Origin of the sequence: Moorena producens 3L (assembly GCF_000211815.1) — a bacterium.
Taxonomy (GTDB): Bacteria; Cyanobacteriota; Cyanobacteriia; order Cyanobacteriales; family Coleofasciculaceae; genus Moorena; species Moorena producens.
The window spans coordinates 1-3,240 of record NZ_GL890868.1 but is presented as its reverse complement, the minus strand read 5'-3'; the positions used below and the strand labels follow the sequence as shown (position 1 = coordinate 3,240).

General features: G+C 41.7%; 4 protein-coding genes. 3 read left to right on the top strand and 1 reads right to left on the bottom strand.

What is annotated here, in order from left to right; all coding sequences use genetic code 11:
- The 3 genes from LYNGBM3L_RS11705 to LYNGBM3L_RS11700 form a co-directional block, all read left to right on the top strand.
- The coding region (locus LYNGBM3L_RS11705; protein ID WP_008182883.1) for a sodium:solute symporter family protein at positions 1 to 1,071 on the top strand (1,071 nt) is incomplete at its 5' end.
- Positions 1,072 to 1,106: 35 nt separating this feature from the next.
- Positions 1,107 to 1,235, top strand: a complete 129-nt coding sequence (locus LYNGBM3L_RS48590; protein WP_267872020.1) for a hypothetical protein — start codon at positions 1,107 to 1,109, stop codon at positions 1,233 to 1,235.
- A gap of 359 nt (positions 1,236 to 1,594) precedes the next feature.
- On the top strand, positions 1,595 to 2,155 hold the full coding sequence (locus tag LYNGBM3L_RS11700; RefSeq protein WP_008182882.1) for a 3'-5' exonuclease: 561 nt from the start codon (positions 1,595 to 1,597) through the stop codon (positions 2,153 to 2,155).
- A 577-nt stretch (positions 2,156 to 2,732) separates the two neighbouring features.
- On the opposite strand, the gene LYNGBM3L_RS45005 is transcribed toward LYNGBM3L_RS11700, so the two are convergent.
- Positions 2,733 to 3,240: hypothetical protein (locus tag LYNGBM3L_RS45005; RefSeq protein ID WP_008182880.1), on the bottom strand; the 508-nt coding region annotated here is incomplete at its 5' end.

The following is a 3,240-nucleotide window of genomic DNA, read 5'->3' as shown; positions in this document are numbered from 1 at the left end:
TTAATTTTTCTGGCGGTTATGGTAATTTTCACCATTCCCTACTTAACCCTGCAACCGATTGGAGCTGGCTATATTATTGAAACGTTAACCAATGGACAAATTCCCTATTTTACAGGGGCTACCTTTTTGACAGTTGTGATCGTGCTATATGTGTTCATGGGGGGGATGAGAAGCGTTGCCCTAACCGATGTTATCCAAGGGGTTTTAATGTTTACCTTAATGTTAGCGGCATTGGCAGCAATTGCTTCTAGTTTAGGAGGGATTGCTGAAGCTAACCGTACTGTCTACACCCTCAAACCAGAATTGTTTTCTCGACAGGGTATAGATAATTTTTTTACACATCGTAAGTGGTTTAGCTTTATGATTCTCTGGATGCTTAGTGTCCCTATGTTTCCCCAGATGTTCATGCGCTTTTATGCTTCAAAAACTAGTAATTCTCTAAAAGTTTCGGTAGTGATGTATCCCCTGGTAAGCGCTACCATGTTTATTTGTCCGGTGCTAATCGGAATGTGGGGACATATTTCCTTTTCTGACCTGACAGGAAAAGCATCTGATCAAGTGTTTCCGATGATGCTAACAGAACATACACCAATCTGGCTAGCCTCCTTAGTGATGGTGGGAGCATTAGCTGCAATGATGTCAACCTTAGACTCCCAGCTTTTGGCCCTCAGTTCCATGCTAACCAGAGATATTTATTTTGCTTATTTCCGTAAAACCGCTTCCCTCAAAGAACAAACCTTTGTTGGTAGAGTACTGATTGTTTTATTGGCAATTATTGGTTTAATTATCGCCAAAAATCCCCCAGGTACGATTACTGCGATCGCAACCCAAGCCTTTACCGGATTAGCAGTACTGTTTCCGACGGTAATTGCAGTATTGTATAGCAAAACTATTCATCCTCTAACCTGCATTGTATCGATTCTTGTGGGTGAAGCCGCAGTGATTGGCTTTCAGTTGGGGATTATTCCCAAAAGTCTTACCTTCGGTTTTCTGCCAGTTGTCCCTATTGTTGCTCTTTCAGCATTAATTATTGTTGTGGGATCAATCAAGCCGATCCGGAGACTTGATTGATATAAGGGAGTCGGGAGTCGGGAGCGGTGCGACCCGTGGCGAATTTAATTCGCCAACGGAAAGCGCACCGAGGGAGTCGGGAGCAGGGAGCAGGGAGTAGGGAGCAGGGAACAAGGAAAAAATCTTGTGTACCTCATTACTATGATAAATGTGGTCAGTGCTGAGTCTTGAGTAGACGTGCTTGAGAACTTGTATTATATTATAATACAAGTATATGACTTAGTTAAAAGCGTCTTGAAAACCTTGTAGGGGGGAAGCATTTGGGCAATCAATGTAGGCTGACACCCTAGTAAGTCTGTCCAAATACCTCCCCCTTCCCACCAGTAAAGAGACTACAAGGGATGCCAAGGGTGAACAACCGTCAACCAACCTTCAACCTTCAACCTTCAACCTTCAACCTTCAACCTTCAACCTTTAAGCTTCAACTTGCCAACCTTCAACCTGCCAACCTTCAACCGTCAACCGTCAACCTTCAACCTTTAACCTTCAACCTTCAACAAACGTCAACTAGCCGGAGGCTAATATGTCCAAAAAACTCGACCAAATTCTTGTTGTGGATGTTGAAGCCACCTGTTGGCAAGGGAAGCCACCCCCAGGACAAGAAAACGAAATCATTGAAATTGGGATTTGTGTATTGGATGTTGTTTCTGGGAAGCCCCTGGAAAAAGATAGTATTTTGGTAAAACCAGAACGCTCAAGGGTCAGTGAATTCTGTACCAAACTGACTACATTAACCCAGGAGCAAGTTGACCAGGGAATTTCTTTTGTTGAAGCGTGTTCAATGCTACAGGATAAGTATTTATCTGCTCGGCGAGTGTGGGCAAGTTATGGGGATTATGATCGAAATCAATTTCAGAAACAGTGTACATCTCGTTTTTTGAGATATCCCTTCGGCACTAGACATATCAACATCAAGACCTTGTTTGCGATTAGTCAAGCTTTGCCCCATGAAGTTGGTATGGCACAAGCTTTGGATTTACTAAATTTACCGTTGGAAGGTACTCACCACCGGGGAGGAGATGATGCTTGGAATATTGCTCGGATATTCTCAAGGTTACTCTTGCAATTAAGAAATACAGGATGATATCGACTAGAGTTATTCCAGAAATAGGGAATCGGGAATCGGGAATCGGGAATCGGGAACAGGGAATCGGGAATCGGGAATCGGGATAATAATTTATGAAGACAGTATCAAAAACGATCCATCGCGGTCTTTCGTAATGTTTATCAGCCCTGTTTTAAACTTACATGGTTTTTAATAGCTATCAGGTACACAGGATTTTTTTACTATTACCTCTTTTTGCTTCCTAGGAGCAGGGTTGTTTCATTGTTAATTTTTTGGTTAACTGAACCTCATGCATGAATGGTAGCAGGGCTGTTTCATTCTCGACCCTAAAATTCATAGTTGAGCAATGTTAGAGCCCTGCTTTATGTAAGTAGGTGGGGATAAATCAACTTTCAAACTCAAAATCAAAAAATGAATCTGAAAGCCTTTATCAAAGGTGGTTTTCAGCACTTTGAATTTCAATCGCTATTTTACGGATAATTAAGCCTACCTACTTATGCAGGTGCCTATTCCAATAAAATACTGAAAAAACTGGAAGCAGAAGCTTAAAATATACTCAGTTACGATAAGAATTTAGTGCCGCCAACAGACATTCTCAAGTTATGTTGTAAACAACAGGGCAATGATCGAATTCTCTCAATATCTCGATCCATCTTGTTTCAGCTGTTGGATTTTCGCAATTTGGCAAAGAGTTCACGGTTCGATTCGCCCCCTTCATGACATAGTCAATTACATTATGTGGATCAATTTTCTTATAAATAACAGTTCCTGTTTTTACAATATGAAGATTAGGATCTGGTCCTTTAGTATTACCATCTATTTTGTTCCATTGCGTGAAGTTTAGTGAGACTTGTGCAGGTGGAGTTGTTTGCCAACTATATGGATGTTTTGCTACCGAACCTACAGAGTTTATCGGATAGTTAAAGTCACCACCGACAATCGCACCTTTATCTTTAGAAATATGATCTTTAACCGCTGCGACTGCTGCCTGACCTCCCTTTTTGATGCATTTGCGTGTATCACCCAGAGTGAAAAGTCTTTCCAAGTTGGATTTGTCACTTTCAGGAGCATACGTTTTTGTTCCAGCCCTGGAAACCGCAGCG